This window comes from Streptomyces sp. NBC_00045 (genome assembly GCF_045041095.1).
In the GTDB taxonomy this organism is placed as follows: domain Bacteria; phylum Actinomycetota; class Actinomycetes; order Streptomycetales; family Streptomycetaceae; genus Streptomyces.
Window position 1 is genome coordinate 7,166,738 of sequence record NZ_CP108271.1, and the last position, 21,282, is coordinate 7,188,019.

The 21,282-nt window shown below is 69.7% G+C and carries 20 protein-coding genes and 1 pseudogene; 10 read left to right on the forward strand and 11 right to left on the reverse strand.

Translation table 11 applies throughout. The features are described 5' to 3' along the window. Positions 1 to 217 precede the first annotated feature (217 nt). Positions 218 to 640: a hypothetical protein gene (locus tag OHA65_RS33160; RefSeq protein ID WP_327279819.1), complete on the reverse strand. Its 423-nt coding sequence runs from the start codon at positions 638 to 640 to the stop codon at positions 218 to 220. Positions 641 to 785: 145 nt separating this feature from the next. Here OHA65_RS33160 and OHA65_RS33165 point away from each other — a divergent pair, with 145 nt between their 5' ends. The 5 genes from OHA65_RS33165 to OHA65_RS33185 all read left to right on the forward strand — a co-directional run bounded on the left by OHA65_RS33165 (position 786) and on the right by OHA65_RS33185 (position 5,671). Continuing rightward, positions 786 to 1,445, forward strand: coding sequence for an SDR family NAD(P)-dependent oxidoreductase (locus OHA65_RS33165; RefSeq protein WP_328764477.1), 660 nt, complete (start codon positions 786 to 788; stop codon positions 1,443 to 1,445). Positions 1,446 to 1,475: 30 nt separating this feature from the next. Beyond that, entirely contained in the window at positions 1,476 to 1,913 is a 438-nt protein-coding gene (locus OHA65_RS33170) for an NUDIX domain-containing protein (RefSeq protein ID WP_405758064.1), read from the forward strand. A gap of 236 nt (positions 1,914 to 2,149) precedes the next feature. Beyond that, on the forward strand, positions 2,150 to 2,449 hold the full coding sequence (locus tag OHA65_RS33175) for a hypothetical protein (RefSeq protein WP_371645632.1): 300 nt from the start codon (positions 2,150 to 2,152) through the stop codon (positions 2,447 to 2,449). Positions 2,450 to 2,480: 31 nt separating this feature from the next. Then, the gene (locus OHA65_RS33180) at positions 2,481 to 3,002 is read left to right on the forward strand and encodes a hypothetical protein (protein ID WP_405763071.1); all 522 of its coding nucleotides are present in this window, start codon (positions 2,481 to 2,483) and stop codon (positions 3,000 to 3,002) included. Positions 3,003 to 3,187: 185 nt separating this feature from the next. Continuing rightward, on the forward strand, positions 3,188 to 5,671 hold the full coding sequence (locus tag OHA65_RS33185) for a DUF4118 domain-containing protein (RefSeq protein ID WP_405763073.1): 2,484 nt from the start codon (positions 3,188 to 3,190) through the stop codon (positions 5,669 to 5,671). Positions 5,672 to 5,692: 21 nt separating this feature from the next. Here OHA65_RS33185 and OHA65_RS33190 read toward each other — a convergent pair whose 3' ends face one another. The 7 genes from OHA65_RS33190 to kdpF form a co-directional block, all read right to left on the reverse strand. After that, positions 5,693 to 6,253: a hypothetical protein gene (locus OHA65_RS33190; protein ID WP_327279825.1), complete on the reverse strand. Its 561-nt coding sequence runs from the start codon at positions 6,251 to 6,253 to the stop codon at positions 5,693 to 5,695. A gap of 419 nt (positions 6,254 to 6,672) precedes the next feature. Beyond that, a complete protein-coding gene (locus OHA65_RS33195; protein WP_405763075.1) occupies positions 6,673 to 7,197 on the reverse strand; it encodes a hypothetical protein in 525 nt (174 codons plus the stop codon). Further along, the gene (locus tag OHA65_RS33200) at positions 7,194 to 9,257 is read right to left on the reverse strand and encodes a hypothetical protein (RefSeq protein WP_328764484.1); all 2,064 of its coding nucleotides are present in this window, start codon (positions 9,255 to 9,257) and stop codon (positions 7,194 to 7,196) included. Before OHA65_RS33200 ends, OHA65_RS33195 begins: the two co-directional genes overlap by 4 nt. After that, complete coding sequence (locus tag OHA65_RS33205; protein WP_327279828.1) at positions 9,257 to 9,580, reverse strand: hypothetical protein; 324 nt, start codon at positions 9,578 to 9,580, stop codon at positions 9,257 to 9,259. The genes OHA65_RS33200 and OHA65_RS33205 overlap by 1 nt, the downstream gene beginning before the upstream one ends. Positions 9,581 to 9,782: 202 nt before the next feature. Beyond that, on the reverse strand, positions 9,783 to 11,714 hold the full coding sequence (locus OHA65_RS33210) for an NAD-binding protein (protein ID WP_327279829.1): 1,932 nt from the start codon (positions 11,712 to 11,714) through the stop codon (positions 9,783 to 9,785). A gap of 5 nt (positions 11,715 to 11,719) precedes the next feature. Continuing rightward, entirely contained in the window at positions 11,720 to 14,296 is a 2,577-nt protein-coding gene (locus OHA65_RS33215) for an ATP-binding protein (RefSeq protein ID WP_405763077.1), read from the reverse strand. Between the two features lie 2 nt (positions 14,297 to 14,298). Further along, on the reverse strand, positions 14,299 to 14,388 hold the full coding sequence (gene kdpF, locus OHA65_RS33220; protein ID WP_099888229.1) for a K(+)-transporting ATPase subunit F: 90 nt from the start codon (positions 14,386 to 14,388) through the stop codon (positions 14,299 to 14,301). Between the two features lie 182 nt (positions 14,389 to 14,570). On the opposite strand from kdpF, the gene OHA65_RS33225 reads away from it, so the two are divergent. Next, on the forward strand, positions 14,571 to 16,163 hold the full coding sequence (locus tag OHA65_RS33225) for a Na+/H+ antiporter (protein ID WP_405763079.1): 1,593 nt from the start codon (positions 14,571 to 14,573) through the stop codon (positions 16,161 to 16,163). 71 nt (positions 16,164 to 16,234) lie between these two features. On the opposite strand, the pseudogene OHA65_RS33230 reads toward OHA65_RS33225, so the two are convergent. Beyond that, positions 16,235 to 16,471 (reverse strand): annotated as a pseudogene (locus tag OHA65_RS33230) (cation transporter); the annotation flags it as partial. Between OHA65_RS33230 and OHA65_RS33235 the strand changes: the two are divergent. After that, the gene (locus OHA65_RS33235; protein ID WP_327279832.1) at positions 16,464 to 16,793 is read left to right on the forward strand and encodes a hypothetical protein; all 330 of its coding nucleotides are present in this window, start codon (positions 16,464 to 16,466) and stop codon (positions 16,791 to 16,793) included. The pseudogene OHA65_RS33230 and the gene OHA65_RS33235 sit on opposite strands and share 8 nt — an antisense overlap. Before the next feature lie 33 nt (positions 16,794 to 16,826). Here the strand turns inward: OHA65_RS33235 and OHA65_RS33240 are convergent, their stop codons facing one another. Further along, positions 16,827 to 17,642: a GNAT family N-acetyltransferase gene (locus OHA65_RS33240; protein ID WP_329315348.1), complete on the reverse strand. Its 816-nt coding sequence runs from the start codon at positions 17,640 to 17,642 to the stop codon at positions 16,827 to 16,829. A gap of 545 nt (positions 17,643 to 18,187) precedes the next feature. Here OHA65_RS33240 and OHA65_RS33245 point away from each other — a divergent pair. Next, on the forward strand, positions 18,188 to 18,412 hold the full coding sequence (locus tag OHA65_RS33245; RefSeq protein ID WP_327279834.1) for a histidine phosphatase family protein: 225 nt from the start codon (positions 18,188 to 18,190) through the stop codon (positions 18,410 to 18,412). A 16-nt stretch (positions 18,413 to 18,428) separates the two neighbouring features. On the opposite strand, the gene OHA65_RS33250 is transcribed toward OHA65_RS33245, so the two are convergent. Next, positions 18,429 to 18,554 (reverse strand): hypothetical protein, encoded by a 126-nt coding sequence (locus tag OHA65_RS33250; protein WP_327279835.1) that lies wholly within the window; start codon positions 18,552 to 18,554, stop codon positions 18,429 to 18,431. A gap of 292 nt (positions 18,555 to 18,846) precedes the next feature. On the opposite strand from OHA65_RS33250, the gene OHA65_RS33255 reads away from it, so the two are divergent. Both OHA65_RS33255 and OHA65_RS33260 read left to right on the forward strand, forming a co-directional pair. Beyond that, the gene (locus OHA65_RS33255) at positions 18,847 to 19,533 is read left to right on the forward strand and encodes a response regulator transcription factor (protein ID WP_327279836.1); all 687 of its coding nucleotides are present in this window, start codon (positions 18,847 to 18,849) and stop codon (positions 19,531 to 19,533) included. A 333-nt stretch (positions 19,534 to 19,866) separates the two neighbouring features. After that, a complete protein-coding gene (locus OHA65_RS33260; RefSeq protein WP_405763082.1) occupies positions 19,867 to 21,270 on the forward strand; it encodes a hypothetical protein in 1,404 nt (467 codons plus the stop codon). Positions 21,271 to 21,282: the final 12 nt, after the last annotated feature.

Genomic DNA, 21,282 nt, shown 5'->3' on the forward strand with positions numbered 1-21,282 from the left:
TGATTTTTGCACAAGCTCTTCATTCGGGGAGTGCTCGAGTGTGTTGGGCGGCTCCGCTCGCGGGGCCTGGGTACGGCCCTTGAGAACCCCTTCTGCGGAGAGCGGACTTGGGGTCATCACCGTCGGAGCGTCGGGCACCCCCGAGGCCTGCTCCGTCAATCGGTACCGCCCGAGACCTGATCGCGCCGGGCTGCTGGCGAGCTGACGACGAGGCCGGTCAAGAGCGGGTGAGGCCCTCGTGGTCCCACTGCTCTAGCAGCACCTCTGCGGGCAGCGCGCTGCCGTCGGGGGCAAGGCGCTGGACCGGCATATCGTCGGAGGCGCATGCGAGCAGCTGCTCGGCGACGAGATGGGGAACGAGGAGGGCCGTGGTGCTGGCCTGCCGGTTGAAGGCCACCTGGTAGGTGGCGATGACTGATGCCTCCCATGGGGTGAGGGGGTCGCGTTCCGGCTCGCTGTGGCGGGTTCGGGGGAGGGCGGGTGCCTTGACTGCCACCAGCTGCCACGGCGCGGTGGCGGGGCGGCCGGCTTCTTCGCGTGCCTGGCGGATCCAGTCGGCGGTGAGCGGGCGGAAGGCGGCGTGGGCCTCGGGCTTCCCCTTGCGGCGGCGCCCGAAGGCGTCGCTGACGACGGTGTACACCGAGAAGTAATGATCTTCCAGGCGCTACCAGGACCAGGTGGCTCGGTGACTCCACTCGTACCACGCTCGGCGGAAGGTCCTCACACCCACCACCCCGATATGCGACCGCTTCTGACGCGACGGTACCGCTGGGGCGCTCCAGAAGGTGGGCCTTGGTCAAGGGATCTCAACATATGCCCATGCCCTCCTCGCCGTCTTCGAGCGCGGCGGCAGCCCCAGGATTGCGGCGAACGTCTATCTCACAGATGTCGGCGCCGTCCAGACCATGGTCGACCTCCTCCGCGCCGAGATCGGGCCCATCGACATCCTGGTGAGCAACGCCGGCTCCTACCTCCCCGTCCCCTGGCGGGACATCGACGAGGCCGCCTGGAACTACTCCCTCGACGCGAATCTCACCGCCCACTACCGCACCCGCCATGCCTTGACCCCCGGCATGATCGAACGCCGCTGGGGCCGGATCGTGAACATCGGCAGCGTCAACGCCCGCGCCGGCCGGACGAACCTCGTCGCGTACAGCACCGCGAAGGCCGGGCTACTGGGCCTCACCCGCTCCCTCGCCCGCGAACTGGGCCCGTACGGGGTCTGCGTCAACACGGTCATGCCCGGCGCCATCCAGGTCGAGGCCGAGAACGCCATCCCCGCCCAGCACCGCGCGCGTCCGGAGGACCAGATCAAGCGCCAGTGCGTCCCTCGCCCCGGCCGGCCCGAAGACGTCGCGGCCCTGGTGGCGTTCCTCGTGAGCCCCTCCGCGTCGTTCATCACTGGGCAATCCGTCCACGTCGATGTCGGCTGGCTGCTGCACTGAGACCGTCAACAAGCAAGGAGACAGACCGAAATGATCGAACGAGTCCGCGCCGTCCTCGTCACCGCTGACGACACGATGCTGGTCATCCGCCGCACCAAGCCCGACATCCCCGTGTACTGGGTACTGCCCGGCGGCGGCGTCGAGCCCAGCGACGAGTCACGGGAGGCCGCCCTTCACCGGGAGATCCACGAGGAGATCGCGGGGAAGGCCGACATCGTCCGGCTCCTCCACACGATGGAGTCCGACGACGAGCGTCAGCTCTTCTACCTCGCCCGCATCGCCACCTGGTCCTTCGACGACCGAACCGGTCCCGAGTTCAGCGCCGAGGGCCGCGGCGAGTACGCGCTGGAGGAGATCCCGCTGACCGTGGAGGCGCTCGGCGGCATCGACCTCAGGCCCGAGGAGATCGCCCACGTCCTCCGGGGCGCCATCGGCGCCGGCACCCTTCGGGCAGACGCTGCGACGTAGCCGTCCGTCGTGGCGGACTTGCCGTCGGGACCAACGCCGAAGTGCATCGGCCCCGACGGCGCCTACGGTGGGCTGCGGCTGCTGGTTGCTGTGAGCTGCTCGGGTTGGGACGGGCGCAGCTCGCGTGCACCCTGGTGCCGGAACACCTGCCGTGGTCGAGCTTGGCCTTGGGGGCCGCACACCTTCCCCATGATCTGCCCTGGCATCATCACACCCACGGAAGGCGGAGGGGTGCTATGGCAATTGGCGTGTATCTCGCGGTACCGATCGGTGTGGTGGCGCTGTTGCTCGCCGTGTCCGGTGGTGCGACGCTCAGCCGTGGCTGGCTGTTTCCCTGGCAGCGCCGGCACATCGTCCGCCCGCGCTTGTTCGGTTGGGCCCAGCTGCTCATCGCAGCCGCGCTCGGCATCGAGCTGGTCGGCCTGCTGGCGGTCGACTCCGCCTACCGCTCCGTCGTCACCATGCCGGGCGTCATGGGTCTCTTCTTCGCCATGGTCCTGATCAGTCGAGCGCAGCGTCCGCCGCGTACCCGGTGACATGGGATCTGAGGAAAGAGCACGCCGGACGGTGCTACGTAGGAAGTCCTTCATCGCCCTGTCCCTGATCTTCACCGTGTTGCTCGGAGGGTTCGTCCTCGGCGCCTGGGCGAGCATGGCCGGCAGCGGACCGGACGCGGACGCGCTCACAGTCATGGCCGTATCTCTGGGCGGGATCGCGTTCATCCGGCGGATCACGGGGTCGCACGTTGTGCTCGACCGGAAGGCGCTGTCCGTGGTGAATCCGGTGTTCACCCATGACGTTCCCTATCGGTACGTGGCCAGGGTTGAGGCTGACAGCGGTGGGAACCTGGTCATCACGACGACGCAGGCCGTCGAGATCGCGGCCTTCGGGTTCGCCGGGTCGATCATCGACCATTTCGTCGGTTCCACCGACCGGGCCGTCGCTCAGATCAAGGCCGGGCTTGCGGAACGGCGGGACCTGAGGGGGAACGCCCGTACGGTCCGGCGCTTCACCCGGGCGTGGATAGCCGACGGCTGCACCTTGGGGATGCTCGTCTGCGTTGCCCTCGCCGTGACCATCGGCGGCTGACCTGGAGAACCGGCTCTCAGCAGGGTCTCCGGCGCCGTGGAGGCTGCCCCATGGGCCCGATTCGTACGAGTGACGGCGAGCGAGGCATCGGCACCGGGCTCCGGGCATGACAGAGCGCGGCCGAGGTGAGCGCGGAGCACCATGGAGGTGGGCGAACGGTGTGACGGCCGGGCAGGAGCCCTCCCATGGCGCGTGGACGGTTGCGGATCTACCTCGGGGCGGCCCCGGGGGTGGGCAAGACGTACGCCATGCTGGAGGAGGGGCAGCGGCTTGCCGCGGCCGGTGCTGAGGTCGTCGTCGGGTTCGTCGAACCGCACGGGCGACGGCCCACCACAGCCCTCACCGAGGGTCTGGAGATCATTCCCCGGCGCACCATGGAGTACCGCGGGGCGACGTTCACCGAGATGGACCTGGACGCGGTGCTCGCCCGCCGCCCACAGGTCGCCCTGGTCGACGAACTGGCCCACACCAATGTGCCCGGCTCACGCCATACCAAGCGATGGCAGGACGTCGAGGAACTCCTGGACGCGGGGATCGACGTCGTCACCACGCTCAACGTCCAGCACCTGGAATCCCTGGGCGACGTGGTCCGGCAGATCACCGGTGTCCCGCAGCGGGAGACCCTGCCCGACGAGGTGGCCCGCCGCGCGGAGCAGATCGAACTGGTAGACCTTCCGCCCGAGCTGCTGCGCCGGCGCATGCTGCACGGCGAAATCTATCCCTCGGAGCGCATCGAGGCCGCCCTCACCCACTACTTCCGCGTCGGCAATCTCACCGCACTGCGGGAGCTCGCGCTGCTGTGGCTCGCCGACCGCGTGGAGGAAGGGCTTCAGCGCTACCGCGCCGAGCACGGCATCACCACCCCCTGGGAGACCCGCGAGCGCATCATGGTCGCCCTCACCGGCGGCCCCGAGGGCGACACCCTGATCCGCCGCGCGGCCCGGATCACGGCCCGCGTCCCCGGCAGCGAGCTGCTGGCGCTGCATGTGGTCCCGAGCGACGGCCTCACCCATGGGGGTCACGCCACCCTCGCAACCCAGCGCGAGCTGGTGGAGTCGCTGGGCGGGAGCTATCACCAGACCACAGGTGACGACATCCCCGAGGCGCTGTTGCAGTTCGCGGAGGCCGAGAACGTCACCCAGATCGTGCTGGGCGCGAGCCGCCGCGGCAGGCTCTCCACGTTCCTCCGCGGCGGCGTCGGGCACCGGACGATCCAGCGGTCCGGCCCCATCGACGTGCTCGTGGTGACCCACGAACACGCTGCGGAGTCGTCTCCCGCCCTGCGGCTGCCGCACCCGAGCCGCGCCACCGGCCCACGGCGTTTCTGGACGGCGATCGTGCTCGCGGCGATCACGCTCCCGGCCCTGACCCTCCTGCTGGTTCTCCTGGGCGAGCACGTGGACCTCTCCCTCGCCCTGGTGCTCTACCTGCTGGCCGTCGTAGTGATCGCCCTGGTCGGGGGCCTCGTCCCCGCACTGCTGGCAGCTCTCGCCGCGGGACTGCTCGCCAACTATTACTTCACCAGGCCGTTGCACTCACTGCGCGTCGAGCGGCTCGACGACGTCCTCGCACTGGTGGTCTATGTCGTCACGGCCGTCGTCGTCGGCATGGCCGCGGGCACGGCTGCCCAACGTACGTACCAGGCGGTCCGCGCGAGCTCCGAGGCCCGGGCGCTGAGCCGGCTTGCCACCGCCATGATGCACGGCCAGGACCTCCCGACCCTGCTCGAACAGGTACGGGAGGACTTCGGCCTGGACGCGGTCAGCCTGCTGGAGAGGGATACCGGGCATGCCGCTGAGCCCCGCTGGTACGTCGTCGCCAGCACCGGCGAGGCTCCACCCGAGCGGCCCTATGACGCCGACGTAGAGAGTCCCGTTGGCGACAACGTCACGCTGGCCGCCCGCGGGCGGCCACTGAGCAGCGACGACCAGCGCGTACTGGCAGCGTGCGCGGCCCAGTTGGGAATGGCGTACTCCCACGGTCGCCTTGCCGCCCACGACGCCGAAACGGGCGTACGAGCCGAGGCCGAGCACACCAGGGCCTCGCTGCTCCTCATCGCGAGTCGAGACCTGCGGGGTCCGCTCCGCACGGCTGACGACGCGCTGAGCAGCCTGGGTACCCCCGCGGACCTCGGGGACGCCCGCCTCCTCGACACGGCCCGATCAGCCTTGCGTCGAGCGGGCCGGCTCGTCTCGGATCTCGACGACCTGAGCCGACTGCACGCCGGCGCACTCGACCTCTACCTGCGCCCGGTCGACCTGGACGAGCTACTGACCGCAGTGATGGACGCCCTCGGTCCCGGCCGTACGCTTCGCTGCATGCTCCCGGAGCAGCTGCCCGACGTGATCGCCGACGCGGCCGTCCTCACCCGCGTCCTTACCACTCTGGCGGCCGAGGCCCAGCGGCACAGCCCGCCGGACCGGCGCGCGCGGCTGACGGCCGAGACCCGGCCCGGCCTCGTGGAGATCCACATCACTGACGGAACCCGCGAGGGGGCGGAGGGGACAGCGTCAGGGACGCCCCCTGTCCACACTGCCGACAGCCTGGCCCTGAGGATGTCCCGCGACCTCACGGAGACCATGGGCGGCACCCTCGAACCCACCACCACCGGGCCCGGGTTCGCGTTGAAGCTCACGCTTCCCGCAGCAGCCCCCAGGCGGGATCAGTGACCGGCACGAGGGCGTGAGTGGTCACTGCAAGCCGGAGGTTTTGAAGACCGTGTGGGCCGTCTCGCGGTCGATGCGCTGCGCCAGTTGTCGCAGAGCGGTCGCGCCGTGCAGCAGAGTGCCGCGCCGGATCGATGCGCGGGTGTCGGTGTCGAGGCGGTGCCACATCGCCGGATTGCGGATCATGACGGTCGGGTCGATTTCGACCTGACTTCCCTCCGTGTCTCGGAGGACCATCCGCTGGGCCACCCCGTCGGACCACCGAACCGAGACGAGGGAGTCGGTTCGGACGGTGTCCGTCACCAGCAGTCCACGGGTGATCAGCAGACCGGGGCGCACGGAGACCCGAGGCGGGTGCAAGATCACGAAGAAAAGGCCGGCCAGACCCGTCCAGAGGGCGCCGCGGGAAACATTGAGCTCTCCGAAGCCCGCGTCCATGGCGAACAGGGCCGTGAGCATGAGGAACGCGACGCCGATCGCCGAGCGCCTCTCACCGGTCCAGTGGATGTCCTGTGCGAAGGGTCCAGGAGGCGCCGCTTCGGTGCCTTGTGCACCGGTCGCGGCCTGAGTGAAACGTCTTCCCATGAGAGCGACGTTAGGGCTGGTGGAGGCCTTGGAGGCGGACCCTGACGCACCGCTGATGTGATGGCTACGCCATCTTGATGGGGTTCCCGCCGGGCGGGAACCCCATCGGCTTCAACGGCTCGGTGGGCTGCTCCAAGGTGACGGCCGTGAGTAGTCGTACGGTGGAGGGCTCCACGGCGCGGGGGCGGGCGCGGGCTTGAACGGTCCGACCCGGTTGGCCATGAGGATCATCATCGTTCCGACGAAGAGCAGCGTGATGATGATGAGGGCGAGCCCGACGGGGTTACGAGGGTTGTAGGAGTAGCGGTTCGTTCCCCACCTGCTCCGTTTGAAGACCGGTTCGTCGTCGTACCGCACAGGCTGCGTCCTAGGTCGAAGGTCTCGGGGACCCGCTGTGCCCCAGCGGGTGGCCCTTCCGGTCAAGAGGTACAGCCTGCCGCCTTCTGGGCCGCCGGCAGGTACGCCGCGATAAAGAGGGTGAGTTCCTTGCGGCGTTCGTCGACGTCGGTCGGCGGATTCTGCATCCATAGCTCCACCACGTATCGGTGCTGTTCACCTTTGTACGTGCACGCGCTGTATGCCATGGCCGCGTTGTCCGCGATGCGTGCGTCGCTGCCGATATCGGCCTTCTGCGGATTCCCGGCGCGCAGGAGGTTGGTGCTCTTGACCTGGAGCGGGTCCAGATCGGCAGCCACCAGGCTTGTCTGGAAGGTCAGTTCGCGTCGATTGTCGACGTCCATCGCGCAGCCGGTGATGTCTTCACCCCCCTCCTGGGTCTTCCTCTGTTTGAACGAATCACCGGGAGGCAGCAGCGGTTTCAGGAGAGCCGACTGAACCTCGACGCCGCAGACGTCGCGGGGTACGGCGTACTCCTGGCCCTGTGCGCACCCGGCCGTACCGGCGAGCAAGAGCACGACCAAGGCGATGGCGTAGCGGCGGCTCACTGGGCGCCCGCCAGACCTTGGGCCTTCTGGTTTCCGTCGAAGGCAGCCCCGTTGATCTCGGAGGTGAGCACGTAGCGGTTGTTGCCGCCGCTGGGATTGACCTTTGCCCATTCGTCGGCGAGGGCCTGGAGCTGCCGCTCACGGGCCGTGAACGTCTCACCGTTCTGGCGCGTGGTTTCGGCGTTGATCCGTGCCTGTTCGTCGAGTTGCCACTGGTAGGCGAGGGCGTCGACGCCCCGCTGTGCGGCGTCGCCGACGACGGGGATGAAGTTCGCGGCGCCGCCGAAGCCGTGGTAGAGCCACTTGGCGTCCCAGGAGGGGTCGTCCTTGTCGGTCTTCAGGGCCTGGTAGCGGGCCTCTTCCAGGAAGCCCACGGTAGCGCCGGCCCGGAGCAGGTTCTCCTTGGGGTCGCTGGGGTGGTCCGCGTGGATGTCCTTGATCATTTCGCGGTTCATGGCCTCGTTGAGCATGCCGTAGGAGTCCTGGTCGCGGGATACCTGCTTGCTGACCTCCAGGAGCTGGTGGCGGTCCAGTAGACGGGGATCGTTGCTGTCGTCGGCGAGTGAGCTGGCTGAGTGGTGGACGACGTCGCTGTGGGTGGAGAGGATCTTGGCCATGTCGTCGCGCATCTCGGAGGGGAAGTCGTCGCCGCGCTCGGAGAGGTACTTCAGGGAGCGGTCCAGGACTTGACGGTGTTCGGGGGTGAGGTCCGCGGGGGGTGCGGTGGGGTCGTTCGGGTTGACTCCGGTGGCGGCGGAGACCAGGGCGGCGCCGGTGGCCTCGCGGGCGGAGTTGCCGTCCTTGCTGTTGAGCGGGGTGTCGTCGAAGGTCTGGCGGTCACCGAGGACGTACTGCGCGTTGTCGGTGGGCTGGGTGGTGTTGAAGAACTCGGTCGCGGCGTGCGGGCTGGCCGCCAGGCCGGTCATGAAGCCCGTCATGGGGTCGCGGCCGAAGTCCTCGCCGATGAAGTTCATCTTCGGCACCGGCGGGACGCCGCCGTTCCAGTAATTGCCGGGGAGCTTCATCCTCTTCTCGGTGGCGACCAGCGCGTTGCCGTAGTCGTTCAGGAACCGGTTGTCCCAGTCCCCGCTGCGCATGAGGTTGCTCATCACCTGGTAGCCGTAGACCTGGCTGCCGCGGGTCTGGATCCGCTCCTCGCCCAGCTTGACCATGTCGTTCTCCCAGGTGCGCATCGCCGGGCTGTCTGACTGGGTGGCGCCGGCCAGGGTGAGGGAGAGGTTGCGCTGGAAGTCGCCGAACTGGTCGTGACGGGAGCGCTGGAGAGTGCCGCCGTCGGAGGGGTCGGCCAGGTCCGCCCAGAAATCGAGCAGGCCGCGCGGGCCGATGGTGGTGGCGAGCGTCTCCTGGAAGAGCCGGTCGTCCTTGTACTTCGCCAGGTCGGCGCCCAGCTCGTCGAACTCCTCCGGGGACATGTCGTCCCCCTTGGCCTTGAGGAGCTTCGCGATCCGGTCGGCGTCCTTCATCGCATCCGCCGCCCGGTCGCGGTCGTAGTAGGCGGCGTCGGAGAAACCGTACGGGGTCTGGCTGACCAGCATGGTCAGGGCCTGGGCGGCCGTCGAGTCGCTCTCGGTGGCCCCCTGCAGGATCCGCTGCACCTCGTCGCGGAACGCGGTCGCGTCGGCTTCGGTGTGCTCGGGGACCGTGTGACCCTTGGCCGCGCGGTCGGGATGGATGTTCATCGTGACGGTGAAACCGCCGTCACCGGTCCCCACAACGGTCAGGTTCTTCTCCAGGGCCCGGGAGATCGCCTCGTTCAGCCGGGACTTGTAGTCGACGAGTTCACCGTGGGTGTCACGCAGGATGTTCCCGATGCTGGTGGCCTCGGTGGCCGCGTCGGCGAACTCCTTGGCGGTCTTGCCGATGAACTCCCTTGTCACGGTCGCGTTCACCCCCGCCCAGTCGGCCTTCGCCGCCTTCCCGCCGAGATCACCGCGGGCATCCGACTCCAGCTCCCACAGCTTGGTCGCCATGGCCGTCCAGTCGGCCACGGCCGTGGACAGCTTCGAGAAGTCCGCGAAACGCAGTGCGTCCAGATCCATCAGTGCTGAGCCCTTTCCTCGAAGCCCTTGTCCAATTGCGCGAACTTGAACTGAGTCGCGATCCAGTACTCGTCCTCGGCGTGCGCGTTCTGCGTGTAGTCCAGGTGGTTGGAGATGTGAGCGCAGGCATCCAGCAGGGTGCCGACCTGGTCGTGCCATTTGTCCGCGAGCGTCGAGAGGGCCGAGCCGAGGGCGAAGTCCTTCTTCAAGGAGCCTGCCGCCTCGTACGTGCTGGCCTTGGCGTGGTCCCCGTCGGTGCCGAGCCTCTGGCGGAGCTTGAATGCCGCGTCGCCGACGGCCGCAAGATCCTTCTGCGTGACCACCAGATCCCCCTGCGGCCCCGGTCCACCGCCCCCTCCGGGGTCGAGATGATTGAGCCGCACGGCGGTCTGCCTCTCGACAGCGGCTGACCTGAGCTCCGCCCATTCCTCATCGAACGACATAAGACCCCCATGGTGAAAATGACTTCCCCTGCGTGATCCAGGGTTTGAGCCGGCCGGTGCGGCGATTGCGCGCCATACGAGATCAATGGGCCGGAAGCTGTCTGCGGCCTACCGGGAGGGGTTGGACTCCCGTCATCAGGAAGTCGAGACCCCGGCGTGTGGTCACCAGCACGACTCGGTCGTCGTGCCGCAGGATCCGTCCGTGTGGTGGGCGCCAGTCGAATGCGGGCCGGTCCGTGCGGAATCCGCCGAGCGTGTCCGTAGACGAGGCAGAATGCCGGCTGGTCGAAGGGCCGACGGCGAGCACACGCCACTCGTGCTCCTTGAAGGCCTCGTGGATCGAGTGCCCTTCCAGCTCCGGGTGGCCGGCGACGTCCACGACGGTGAAGAGCAGGGATCCGCGCTCCACCGGCATCACCCCCAGCACGTGGCGGCCCATCATCGCGGCGGCGAAGGACGGTGCCGCCAATGCCGAGACACTGCGGCTGCGGGTGAGAGCGTCCGGGTAGCCGGCGCGCATGGTGCGCGAGACGGTGGCGGCGAAGTCGTCGCCGTACAGGCGCATCACCGCCCGCACCCGGGGGTTGCTCTCGCGGGCGGCCATCACGATGTCGAGGTTCTCGCCGTCGTCGTGGGTGAGGACGAGCAGCGACTTGCTGGTGGTGATGCGGGCGAGGTCCAGTACTCCGGGGGCGGCGGCGTCCTCAAGGAGCAGGTGCACACCGAGCTCACGCGCCAGGGCGACCCCCCGGGCCTGCGGATCACGCTCGATGACCACGACCTTGTGATCGGTGGTGCACAGCTGTGCCAGGACGCGCGTGCCGATCTTGCCGAGGCCGACCAGGACGATGTGGTCGTGCAGGCTCGTATCCGGTACGTGGTTGGCCGATGCCGTACGGAAGGCCAGGGTGGCGTTCATGGCGGCGGCCACGACGAGCGGCAGTACGGCCAGGCCCACGAAACCCGCGATCAGCTGGAGCACCTGGCGGGCCGTGGACTCCTCGGTGGCCGGGTCGCCCATGGTGAAGATGTCCAGCAGCGGCAGGTACACCGACTTCCACAGCGGTCCGTCCTCCACGACGGCCGTTGCCGTGGCCAGGAGCACCACGGCCGCGCCGAGGACCCCGAAGACGGCCGTCACCTCGCGGGAGACGAAGATCTTCCAGGGCAGGTGCCCGATCCGGTCGCGCAGCCAGCCACGGTAGGCCCGCCGTCGGCGGGAGGGGGACGGCGGCGCATGGTGCTGGGTCACCTCTTCGAGCATGAGGCGGCCGTGCGTGAACTGCCGGTGGTACGCGGTCGCGGTGTCGGGGAGCAGCTGGGTGCCGCTCGCGCCGGGGGTTTCCGCACTGTCCTCGCCCAGCGGATCGTCCATGTGGGTTCCGGAGAGGACGGCGAGGGTGGCGAGGTCCGTCGCGTGGGGTGGCGTTCCGGCCGGGCGTACGACACCGCGGAACACTTTGCCCTCGACCTGGAGCGTGTGGCCGCGTCCGACCGCGGCGGCGGCGACCAGCTCGGGTACGGCGGTGTCGGCGTCGGAGAGGATCGTCGTGGACGCGTCGATGGATGTGTCGTCGTCTCGCGTGTATGCGGCGGCGGCGCGGTCGAGGAGGCGTTCCAGGTGGCGGCCGCGGTCCCGGTTGAACATGCGGATGACCAGGCGCACGGACGGATTGATGCTGCGGGCCAGCAGGGCAGCGGTCATGTTCATCTGGTCGTCGCCGTACGTGAGCGCGAGCGCGGCGGCACGTTCGACGCCGGCCGCCCGCAGGGTCTGCTCGTCCGGCCTGGCGGAGATGAGCAGTTCGACGGGGGAGTGGGGGTCGCGGTGCAGGGCGACGACATCGGCGCCGTGCCCGTCGCGCCGCGACGGCAGTACGACCGTGACGGCCTCACCGCAGACGGCGTCGAGCTCCTGTGCCAGGCGGTTCACGAGTCCGTCGTCCCCGCAGATGATCATGTGCTGGGACCGCTGTCCGAGGCCCGTTCGGAGGTGGAGGGTGGAGGAGGACATGCGGGTCAGAGCCGCCCTGCGGCCGCGTCGGCGGCAACGGGCAGGGACAGGACCATGGTCAGACCACCGCCAGGAGTGTCCTCGGGTGTGAGGGTGCCGTTCATCGCCTCCGTGAGTCCCCGGGCCAGGGCGAGGCCGAGGCCGAGTCCGGCGGTGTTGTCGCGGTCGCCGAGGCGCTGGAAGGGCTCGAAGGCGCGCTCGCGGTCGTCGGCGGCGATTCCGGGGCCCCGGTCGGCGATCCTGACCTCGACCCGGCCGGCCAGGACGCTCGCCGTCACCAGCACCGGACGGTGTGCGGGGGCGTGGCGGACCGCGTTGCCGACCAGGTTCGCCAGCACCCGTTCGAGCAGAGGGGGGTCGGCCTGAAGCGCCGGTACGGTCTCCAGGTTCTGCACGTCGACGGCAGGCGCTTCCGCCGACGGCAGGTCCAGTGACTCCAGAGCGGCGGGCAGGACCTCCTCCAGGGTGGTGGCCCGCAGTTCGAGGGTGAGGGCGCCGGCCTGCAGGCGGCTGAGGTCGAGCAGGTTCTCCACCAGCCGGTTCAGCCGGTTCAGCGACATCTCGGCGGATTCGAGCAGCTCCGCCCGGTCCTCCTGGGAGAAGTCCACGTCCGGGGCGCGCAGCGAGCCGATCGCGGCCAGTGCCCCGGCCAGAGGGGTCCGCAGGTCGTGGCCGACGGCCCGCAGCAGGGCGGTGCGCAGGCGGTCGGCGGCCTTGATGGGTTCGACCTCGGCGGCGGCCTCGGCCAGGCGGGCCCGCTCGACCGCGGCGCCGACGTGGGCGGCGAAGGCGGCCAGCACGCGGCGCTCGGAGGACGGCAGCGTACGGCCGCGCAGGACGAGGAAGTCTCCGGGTCCGGCCGCGACCACCAGGTCGGGGCCCGGACCGCCACGGACGCGGTGTCCGCTCTCGGTACCGGAACCGGCGTCAGGGGCTTGCGGAGCCAGCTCGACGGTGTCCATGCCGAAGGTCTCCCGGGTGCGTTCCAGCAGCGCCGGTATGGTCTGGTCGCCGCGGACGATGCTGCCCGCGAGGGAGGACATCGTCTCGGCCTCGGCCGTGGCCCGGGCGGCGCGGCGGGAGAGCCGCAGGGACCTGTCCGCGGCGGCGGCCACGGTGGCGGCGACGACGGCGAAGACCACCAGCGCCAGCACGCTGTCCGGGTCGCTCATGGTGAACTCGCCTATGGGCGGCATGAACCAGTAGTTGAGGAGCAGCGCGGCGGTCAGTGCCGCGATCACGGCGGAGGCGACCCCGCCGATGCAGGCCACGCCCACGACGGCCACCAGGAACAGCAGCGCCTCGCTGGTGAGGTTCAGCGTGCCGCGCATCCGGTCCAGGGCGAGGGTGAGCAGTACCGGGAGGACGACGCCGGCCACGGGTCCGGCGATGAGCCGCGAGGTGGGGAGCGTGCGGCGGCGGGACGGCAGCAGCCGGCCGTGGCCGGCCCGCTCGTGCGTGACCATGTGGACGTCGATGTCCTCGGAGAGCCCGACGACCGTCTCGCCGATTCCCCTGCCGGTGAGGAAACGTTCCAGCCTGCGGCGGCGGCTCGTACCGAGGACGAGCTGGGTGGCGTTCTCCGCCATGGCGAAGTCCACCAGTGCGGTGGGTACTTCGTCGCCGACGACGGAGTGGTAGCTGCCGCCCAGGTCCTCGACGAGGGCCCGTTGCGCGGCGAGCGCCGCGTGCGAGACCCCGGCGGCGAGTCCGTCGCTGCGTGCGACGTGCACGGCGAGCAGTTCGCCACCCGCGGAGCGGCCGGCGATGCGGGCGGCGCGGCGGATCAGGGTCTCGCCCTCGGGGCCGCCCGTGAGTGCCACCACCACCCGTTCCCGGGTCTCCCAGACGTCCCCGATGCCGTGCTCGATGCGGTACTTGTGGAGGGCCTCGTCCACCCGCCCGGCCAGCCACAGCAGGGCCAACTCTCGCAGCGCAATGAGGTTGCCGGGGCGGAAGTAGTTGGCGAGGGAGGCGTCGATCCGTTCCGGGGGATAGATGTTGCCGTGGGCCATCCGGCGCCGAAGCCCCTCGGGGGGTATGTCGACCAACTCGATCTCGTCGGCGCGGCGTACGAACTCGTCGGGCACCGTCTCGCGCTGCGGCACCCCGGTGATCTTCTCGACGACGTCGCTCAGCGACTCCAGATGCTGGATGTTGAGCGTGGTGACGACGTCGATCCCGGCGGCGAGGATGTCCTCGACGTCCTGCCAGCGCTTCGGGTGCCGACCGCCGCCCGGGACGTTGGTGTGGGCGAGCTCGTCGATCAGTACCACCTGCGGACGCCTGGACACCAGCGCTTCCCGGTCCAGCTCCGCGTACCGGCCGCCACGGTAGTCGTGGCCGGCCAAGGCAAGTATCTCCAGGCCGTCGAGCTTCGCCTCGGTGTGCCGGCGACGGTGGCACTCCACGAAACCGGCCACCACATCCGCCCCGCGCGCCACCCGGCGGTGCGCCTCGTCGAGCATGCGGTACGTCTTGCCGACCCCGGGGGCCGCGCCCAGGAAGACCTTGAGCCTTCCGGGCCGGACGACCGGCTGTGCCGCCCCTGCTGCCGGGCCGGCCTCGTCCGTGGTCGTCATCCTCAGAACTTCTCGGGAAAGAAGAACGCCAGGATCAGATACCCGACCAGGCAGACCGCAATGATGATGCCGACGACATTCTCCGTACTCACCCGTACCCGACTCCTCCGGACGCCCTCAACCTCACCAGCGAACACCAGCGAGGTCGCGAACGAAACGTCCCTGATGCACTCCTAACGGCACTGGGGTGGGACTTTGACGGTGTATTGACGGCCGTTACATCGATAGGGTGAAGGCGGTGTGCCGGGAAGCCTGGTCGGCGTCGCGTGACCGCATGGTCCGCGTCGAATCGGGTGGGGGCGGAATGCGCAGCGTCGGTACGGTCTTGTTCCTCGTGGTGTTGGCCACGGTCGTGGCCACGGGTGCCCGCCGCTGGCGAATCCCCGCTCCCTCACTGCTCGTTGTCGCAGGCCTCGTCGTCGCGCTGATACCGGGCACCCCCGAGATCAGGGTCAGTCCCGAAGCCATCGGGCTCGTCGTGCTGCCGCCGCTGCTCTACGCCAGCGCGGAGGAACTGTCCTGGCGCGAGCTGCGCCTGGTGTGGAAGCCGGTCAGTGTCCTCGCCGTCGGCCTGGTGCTGGCCTCGGCGGCCGCGGTCGGGGTGATCGCGTCGCTGATCACTCCGCTGACGTGGCAGATGGCGTTGGTGCTCGGGGCCATCCTCGCGAGCACGGACCCGGTGGCGGTCACCGCACTCGGCCGGCGCCTGGCCCTGCCGCCCCGCGTCCAGGTCCTCGTACAGGCCGAGAGCCTCTTCAACGACGCCACCTCGCTCGTGCTCTTCCGAGTCGCCGTCGTCGTCGCGGCGGCCTCCGCCGGAGTGTCCTGGCAGGCGGCGGGCACCGAGTTCGCACTGCTCGGCGGGGGCGGCACCCTCATCGGGGGAGCCGTCGCCGGGGTGGTGGCGCTGATCCGCCGCAGGACCGAGGACCCGGTACTGGAAACAGTCATCGCTCTGGTGACCCCGTACGCCGCCTACGTGCTGGCGGAGGCGGTGCACGCGTCGGGTGTGACCGCAGTCGTCGTGGCGGGCGTCGTGCTCGGAGGCCGGGCCGACCGGTTGACCAACGCCGGCATACGGATCCAGTTGCACGCCGTCAACGGCACCGTGGTCTTCCTGCTGGAGAGCGTCGTCTTCAGCCTGATCGGGCTCACCCTGCCGGGACAGGTCGCCGCGCTGACCGCCGCCGACGGACTCTGGCCGCTGTACGCCCTGGCGGTCGCCGCGACCCTGGTCACCGTACGTCTGCTGTGGGTCCTGCCGCTCTCGGCCGTCGTCCAGCGCAACGCCGGCGTACGCCCGTCTTGGCGCGTCCCGGCCGTGCTGACCTGGGCGGGAACACGTGGCGTCGTCCCGCTGGCCGCGGCGCTGTCCATCCCGGTCCTGGCGGACGACGGAAGCCCTCTGGACCAGCGGCCACTCGTACTCGTACTGACGACATCAGTGGTGGTGGTCACCCTTGTCGCTCAGGGCTTCACCTTGGCCGACGTGGTCCGCCGCTCCGGCATCGCCCTCGAACCGGACCACACCGAACGCGAGGAGGCCTCAGCCCGGTGCGCCCTCGCGTCCGCCGGGATCCGGCGACTGGACGAGATGTCCGACCTCGACGCGGTGCCGGACGTCGTGGCGGACCGCCTTCGGCGCAGTCTGCAGGCCCGCCTCGAACATGCCCACGACCGCCTGGAGGAAGCCGACCTGGCCGAGTCCGCGGACTACGTGTACCGGCTGCTTCGTCGTGACCTCATCCGGGTGGAGGCGGCCGAACTCCGGCGGCTGTACGACGAACACCACATCAGCGACACCACCCGTCGGAACCTCCAGCGCTCCCTGGACCTGGAGGAGGCACGGCTGGACCTGGCGAGCTGAGCCGCGGCGGTGTGCGGAGTCGGTGCCCGCCAGGTGACGGGGGTCAGGTCCCTGCGTGCGCCGGTGCCGAGTCAGCCGCAGCAGTCGCAACCGGGCCGGCATCCGCACGCGTCCGTCGCCGTGTCGACGGACGGCACGACCACGGCGGCGGGGGTCGCGCAGCAGCCCTTGCCCTGCCAGGCGTCGCGGCCCTCCTTGAGCGCGATGGCGGCGATGACCAGGGCGGCGATGGGGTCGGCCCAGGACCAGCCGAGGGTGGCGTTGAGGACCAGGCCGACCAGGAGGACGGCGGAGAGGTAGGTGCACACGGTACTGGCCGTTGCGGACTGCCCGAACGCGACGCCGGCCGTCGAGCGGATCACCGCTGCGCTCGCGGGCTGCACCGCCGAAGTGGTACTCGTCGAGGTGCACGACCAGGCCCAGGCCGCCGAGTACGGAATGGCCGGCTCGCCGACGATCCTGTTCGACGGCGTCGACCCCTTCGCACCCGGGGGAGCGGCACCGAGTATGTCCTGCCGCCTCTACAGGGACGAGGACGGCACGGTTTCCGGCGCGCCGAGCGAAGCCGCGCTGCGCGAGGCGCTGGCAGGTACGGTCCTGCCGCAGCCCGCCGCGCCGGGTGACTGCTGACAGCGCGACGTACTCGACGTGGCGAGTCGGCCATCAGGCCAAGGCTGCGGCCCCGCCCGATGCCGGCACCGGCGCTGCCCGGACCTCGCGTGCCAGGGCGCGGCCCGTGGCGTGGTGGACGTATTCGCGGGTGAGCCGGAATCCGGCCGTCCAGGCCAGCAGCCGGCTGGGTCGGTTGTCGCGAGAGCAGCACCAGCTCGCGGTGCGTCCGCGTGCCTGGATATCGGCTGCCAAGCCGGCGACGCAGGCCAGTGCGAGACGTTCGCGGCGGTGGTCGGGCACGGTGACGACCGCGATGTCCTCGTAGGCGCTGCCGAGAAAGTAGGTGCAGGCGACGGAGAGGATCCGGCCCTTGGCGAAAGCGGCCCAGGCGTGGCCCGAGGCGGCCAGCCGAGAGGGTCCACCCCAACTGGCGTGGATCCAGGCGTTCTCGGAGTGCAGCTCGGCCAGTGCCGGAACGTCCTCGGGTGTCAGCCGCCGCACCGTCATGCCACGCGGCGTACGGGGGAGGCATACCGATGCCTGAGCCTGGTGGACGTACAGCATCCGTTCCCAGGGGATGACGCGCTCGAAAGCGGAGCCGAGGGCGGGCCAGAAGCGTGAGGGCGTCTCGACGTACCGGTCCGCGAACCGGGCCAGGGCGTCCGGGGTGAGCGCGCTGGGGTCGCCGCGCAGCAGCACGTGGTCCGCGCAGGTGACGGCGAGGACGCGGGGCCGGTCAGGACGATCGGCCCACCAGTAGCCGGCGCCCGTGGTCAGTACGTGCTCGGCGAGTGCCCCGAGACCGGGGGAGCCGTTGGGAAACCACCGGCTCAGGGTGGGCAGTTGCTGCGGCGCGATTTCGATCATCAACTCTCCCTTGTGGTGTGCGGGCTGTGATGTAGGGGAGCGGGGCGCTGCCTGACGGCGGTCGTCCCGTCGCGGGGTGGGTTCGCCTTCAGGCGTCGTGGCCGACGAGCAGTTCGGCGAGCTTGTTCAGGCGCCGGATCGGGCGCTCCTCGGTGGCGCAGGCGGCCGGGGCCACGCGCTCGTCACGGTCGTAGGACGCAAGGTGAGGCCCGGTGCCGGCCCGGCGGGGCAGGCACCGGGTGGAAGCGGCCGCCCGCTATACGGGCGGGGGCGGGCGGCCGCGGTTCGGGAACGGTGCGTCAGCGCACCGGCGGGTGAGCAGCGCGCGAGGCCGGGCGCACCGTATGTGGTGGCCGGTCGTCGTGGCGCAGACCGCTGTTCACATCACCCATCCAACTGCCTTGCGAGGTGCGGCTCAAGACAGTCGTCCAGTCCTTGACACGGCTCTGATGCCGCGTGCCCCGGACGGGTGATGCCGGGAATCAGAGCAGAGCGTGTTCACGCCGCAGGCCGTGCCTGGGAAGAGGCAAGGCAGGTCTCCTGTTGTGACGCATGAGCAGATAGCGTGCGGATCCACGGGTGAGCTGATAGTGGACGACGGCGATGTCGCCGTCGTCGCTCATGGTCATTTGGCGCGGGTGCTGACCGTGCGCTGGCTCGGCCTTGACGCGTCCGCCAGCCGACTGCTCGGTCATCCGCATCCCGGCACTCTCAGCTTCCTCGCCACCGAGGAGCGGCAGCCGGTCATCTCCGCCTGGAACGTGCCGTAGTGACGGAGGCGCTGCGTCACGTCTGCCGCGCGGGGCGCCGGTGGCAGATGAGGGCGCCGGTGATGCCGACGAAGGTGAGGAGGCGCGCGGCCTTGCCCACGTAGCGGCGGGGCGGTGCAGGCGGCGACAGCCGGCCGGTCACCGAGATTTACCCGATATCAGCGGTGCGTCAAGAAGCACAGGCCGGCCGTAAGAGGGGCGTCAACGTGGTCCACCGGCTTCCATCGGTGATCGCAGACTGAGCGGTAGGGGGAATCGGACGGCCGTCCGTGATGCGAGGTTGGAGGGCGCGAGTGATCTCCGCCGAGACCATGCCCAGCCCGGACCTCGGGGGGTCGGACTGGAGCCGGACGCATCACGGTCGGGCCGTCACCTCCGGGGAAAGCCAACGGTCCGATCCAGATCTCCACATGCGACAGGAAGGCGGCGCGCCAATGCCCCGGGTGCTGGTGGTGGATGACGAACCGCAGCTTGCACGGCTGCTGGTCATCAATCTGAAGGCGCGGAAGTACGAAGTCGACTGCGCGCAGGACGGGGGTACGGCTCTGGAGGCCGTGGCCGCCCGGCGCCCGGACGTGGTCCTGCTCGACCTCGGGCTGCCCGACATGGACGGGATCGATGTGATCAAGCGACTGCGCGTGTGGTCGCAGGTACCAGTCCTGGTGGTCTCCGCCCGCCACGGCTCCGAGGAGAAGATCCAAGCCCTGGACGCGGGTGCCGACGACTACATCACCAAGCCCTTCAGCATGGACGAACTGCTCGCCAGGCTGAAAGCCGTGGCTCGCCGCACCCCGACACAAGGCTCGGCCGCATCGGACGAAGCGCTCGTCGAGACCGAGGAGTTCACGGTCGACCTGTTCGCCAAGAAGGCCCGGCGCAGGGGGAAGAACATCAGGCTCACGCCGACGGAATGGCATCTGCTGGAAGTCCTGATCCGCAATCGGGGCCGGCTCGTCAGCCAGCGGCGTCTGCTCCAGGAGGTGTGGGGCTCCTCGTGCGGAACGCAGACCAACTACCTCCGGGTGTACATGGCTCACCTGCGTCGGAAGCTGGAGGCGGACCCGTCGCACCCGCGCCACCTGATCACGGCTCCCGGTATGGGCTACCGCTTCGAGGCGTGACTGAGTCGAGGCTGGCGGGGCGCCGTCAAGGTGCCGTCAATTCCGAGCCTCCTGCGTATGGATGTCATCAACGCACCTGGTGAGTCGCACTGTTGAACCAGATGCTGGCGTGCACGCGGGGCCGTACGAACGGCCCGGGTGGGGGCTGGAGCGCGAGTGACGATCACCGCCGGTACGGAACAGAGTCAGGGCGCGGGCGGGCCGGAGGCCGTCGCCGAAACCCCGATACCCGACGTACCGAGCTGGCTGCTCCACGGGTCGTCGAGCCATGGAGAGGAACCGCCAGGACGGCAGCCTCGGCGTTCTCGCCATGCCGTCGCCCGGGTGGCCCGCATGCTCGTCAGCCACTTCTGGGACACCTCGCCCGGCCGGCTGCGCCTCGCCCGCGCGGCGTGTGTGCTGCTCGCAGCCGGGCTGCTGATCCTGCTCGCCGTCGCGGCCACGGGTATGACCACCACGTGGAATGAGACGGTGCAGCGCGACGCGCCCCGCACGATTTCGGCGACACAGCTCAGCCTCGCCCTCAACGACATGGACGCCCAGACCGCCAATATTCTTCTCTCCAGCGGCGATTCAGGTACGGGCAAGGGCCGTTTGGAAGAGTCGTACGCCAAGGCGACCGGCTTCTACCGGGAGGCACAGGACACCATCAGCCGCTCGCTGCGGACGCTCGCCGCCGCCTCGGAGGGAGATACGGCGACCGAGGCGACCGTCGTGACGCTCACCGACGACTTCGCGCACTACCAGGAACTGATCGGGCGGGTACTGGAGAACGACAGTCGCCCCGGCGGGAAGGACGCCGCCCGGGAGGACTACCGGACCGCGACCGACCTCCTCGCCGGCCGGCTGCTCCCGGATGCTCGCAAGCTCGTCGACGCCAACAACGGCGTGTACGAGCGCCAGTACGCCGCGGCGCGAGGCGACCTCGAAGTGCAGCGGACAGCGGAAGCCGTACTCGGCGTGCTCCTGATCGCGGCGCTCGTAGTCCTCCAGATCCACCTCACCCGCCGCTTCCACCGGGTCTTCAACCCGGGACTGATCGCCGCCACCCTCTGCGCCGCGGTCGCGGTCGTTTCCGCCGCCCAGCTGCTCACGATCACCCACGACCGGATGAAGGTCGCCCGCCGGGACTCCTTCGACTCCGTCATCGCGCTGTCGCGGTCCAAGGCGATCGGCTACGACGCCAACGCCGACGAGAGCCGCTATCTCCTGGACCCGGACCGCCGCGCCGCGTACGAGCTCTCATTCCTCGACAAGTCGCATCAGCTGTACGGAATTCAGGGCGCCGGGCTCGACACGTACGACAGGAAGCTCGCCGACACGTGGGCCACCTACCGGAACAACCACGAGGACAAGACGTTCACCGGTGAGTACCGGCGCGAACTGGACAACATCACCTTCGCGGGGGAGCGGGAAGCCGCCGAGAAGACCGTCGAGGCGTATGCCGTCTACCAGCGCGACGACCGGACCTTCCGGCGGCTGGTGGCCGAAGGAAAGCAGCAGGAGGCGACGGTCTTCTGCATCGGCTGGGCGTCGGACACCTCGAACGCCCACTTCGGGGAGTGGATGAAGGCTCTGGACCAGGTCACCGCCATCAACCAGCGCCACTTCGATCTCGCCGTCCGAGAGGGTCGTGGGGCGCTGAGCACACAGGCCCCGATGGCCGGCGCGGCGCTGCTGCTCACGGCAGGGTTGACCGTGCTGGGGCTGCGGCGACGGCTGGCCGAGTTCCGGTGAGAGGGACCCGGC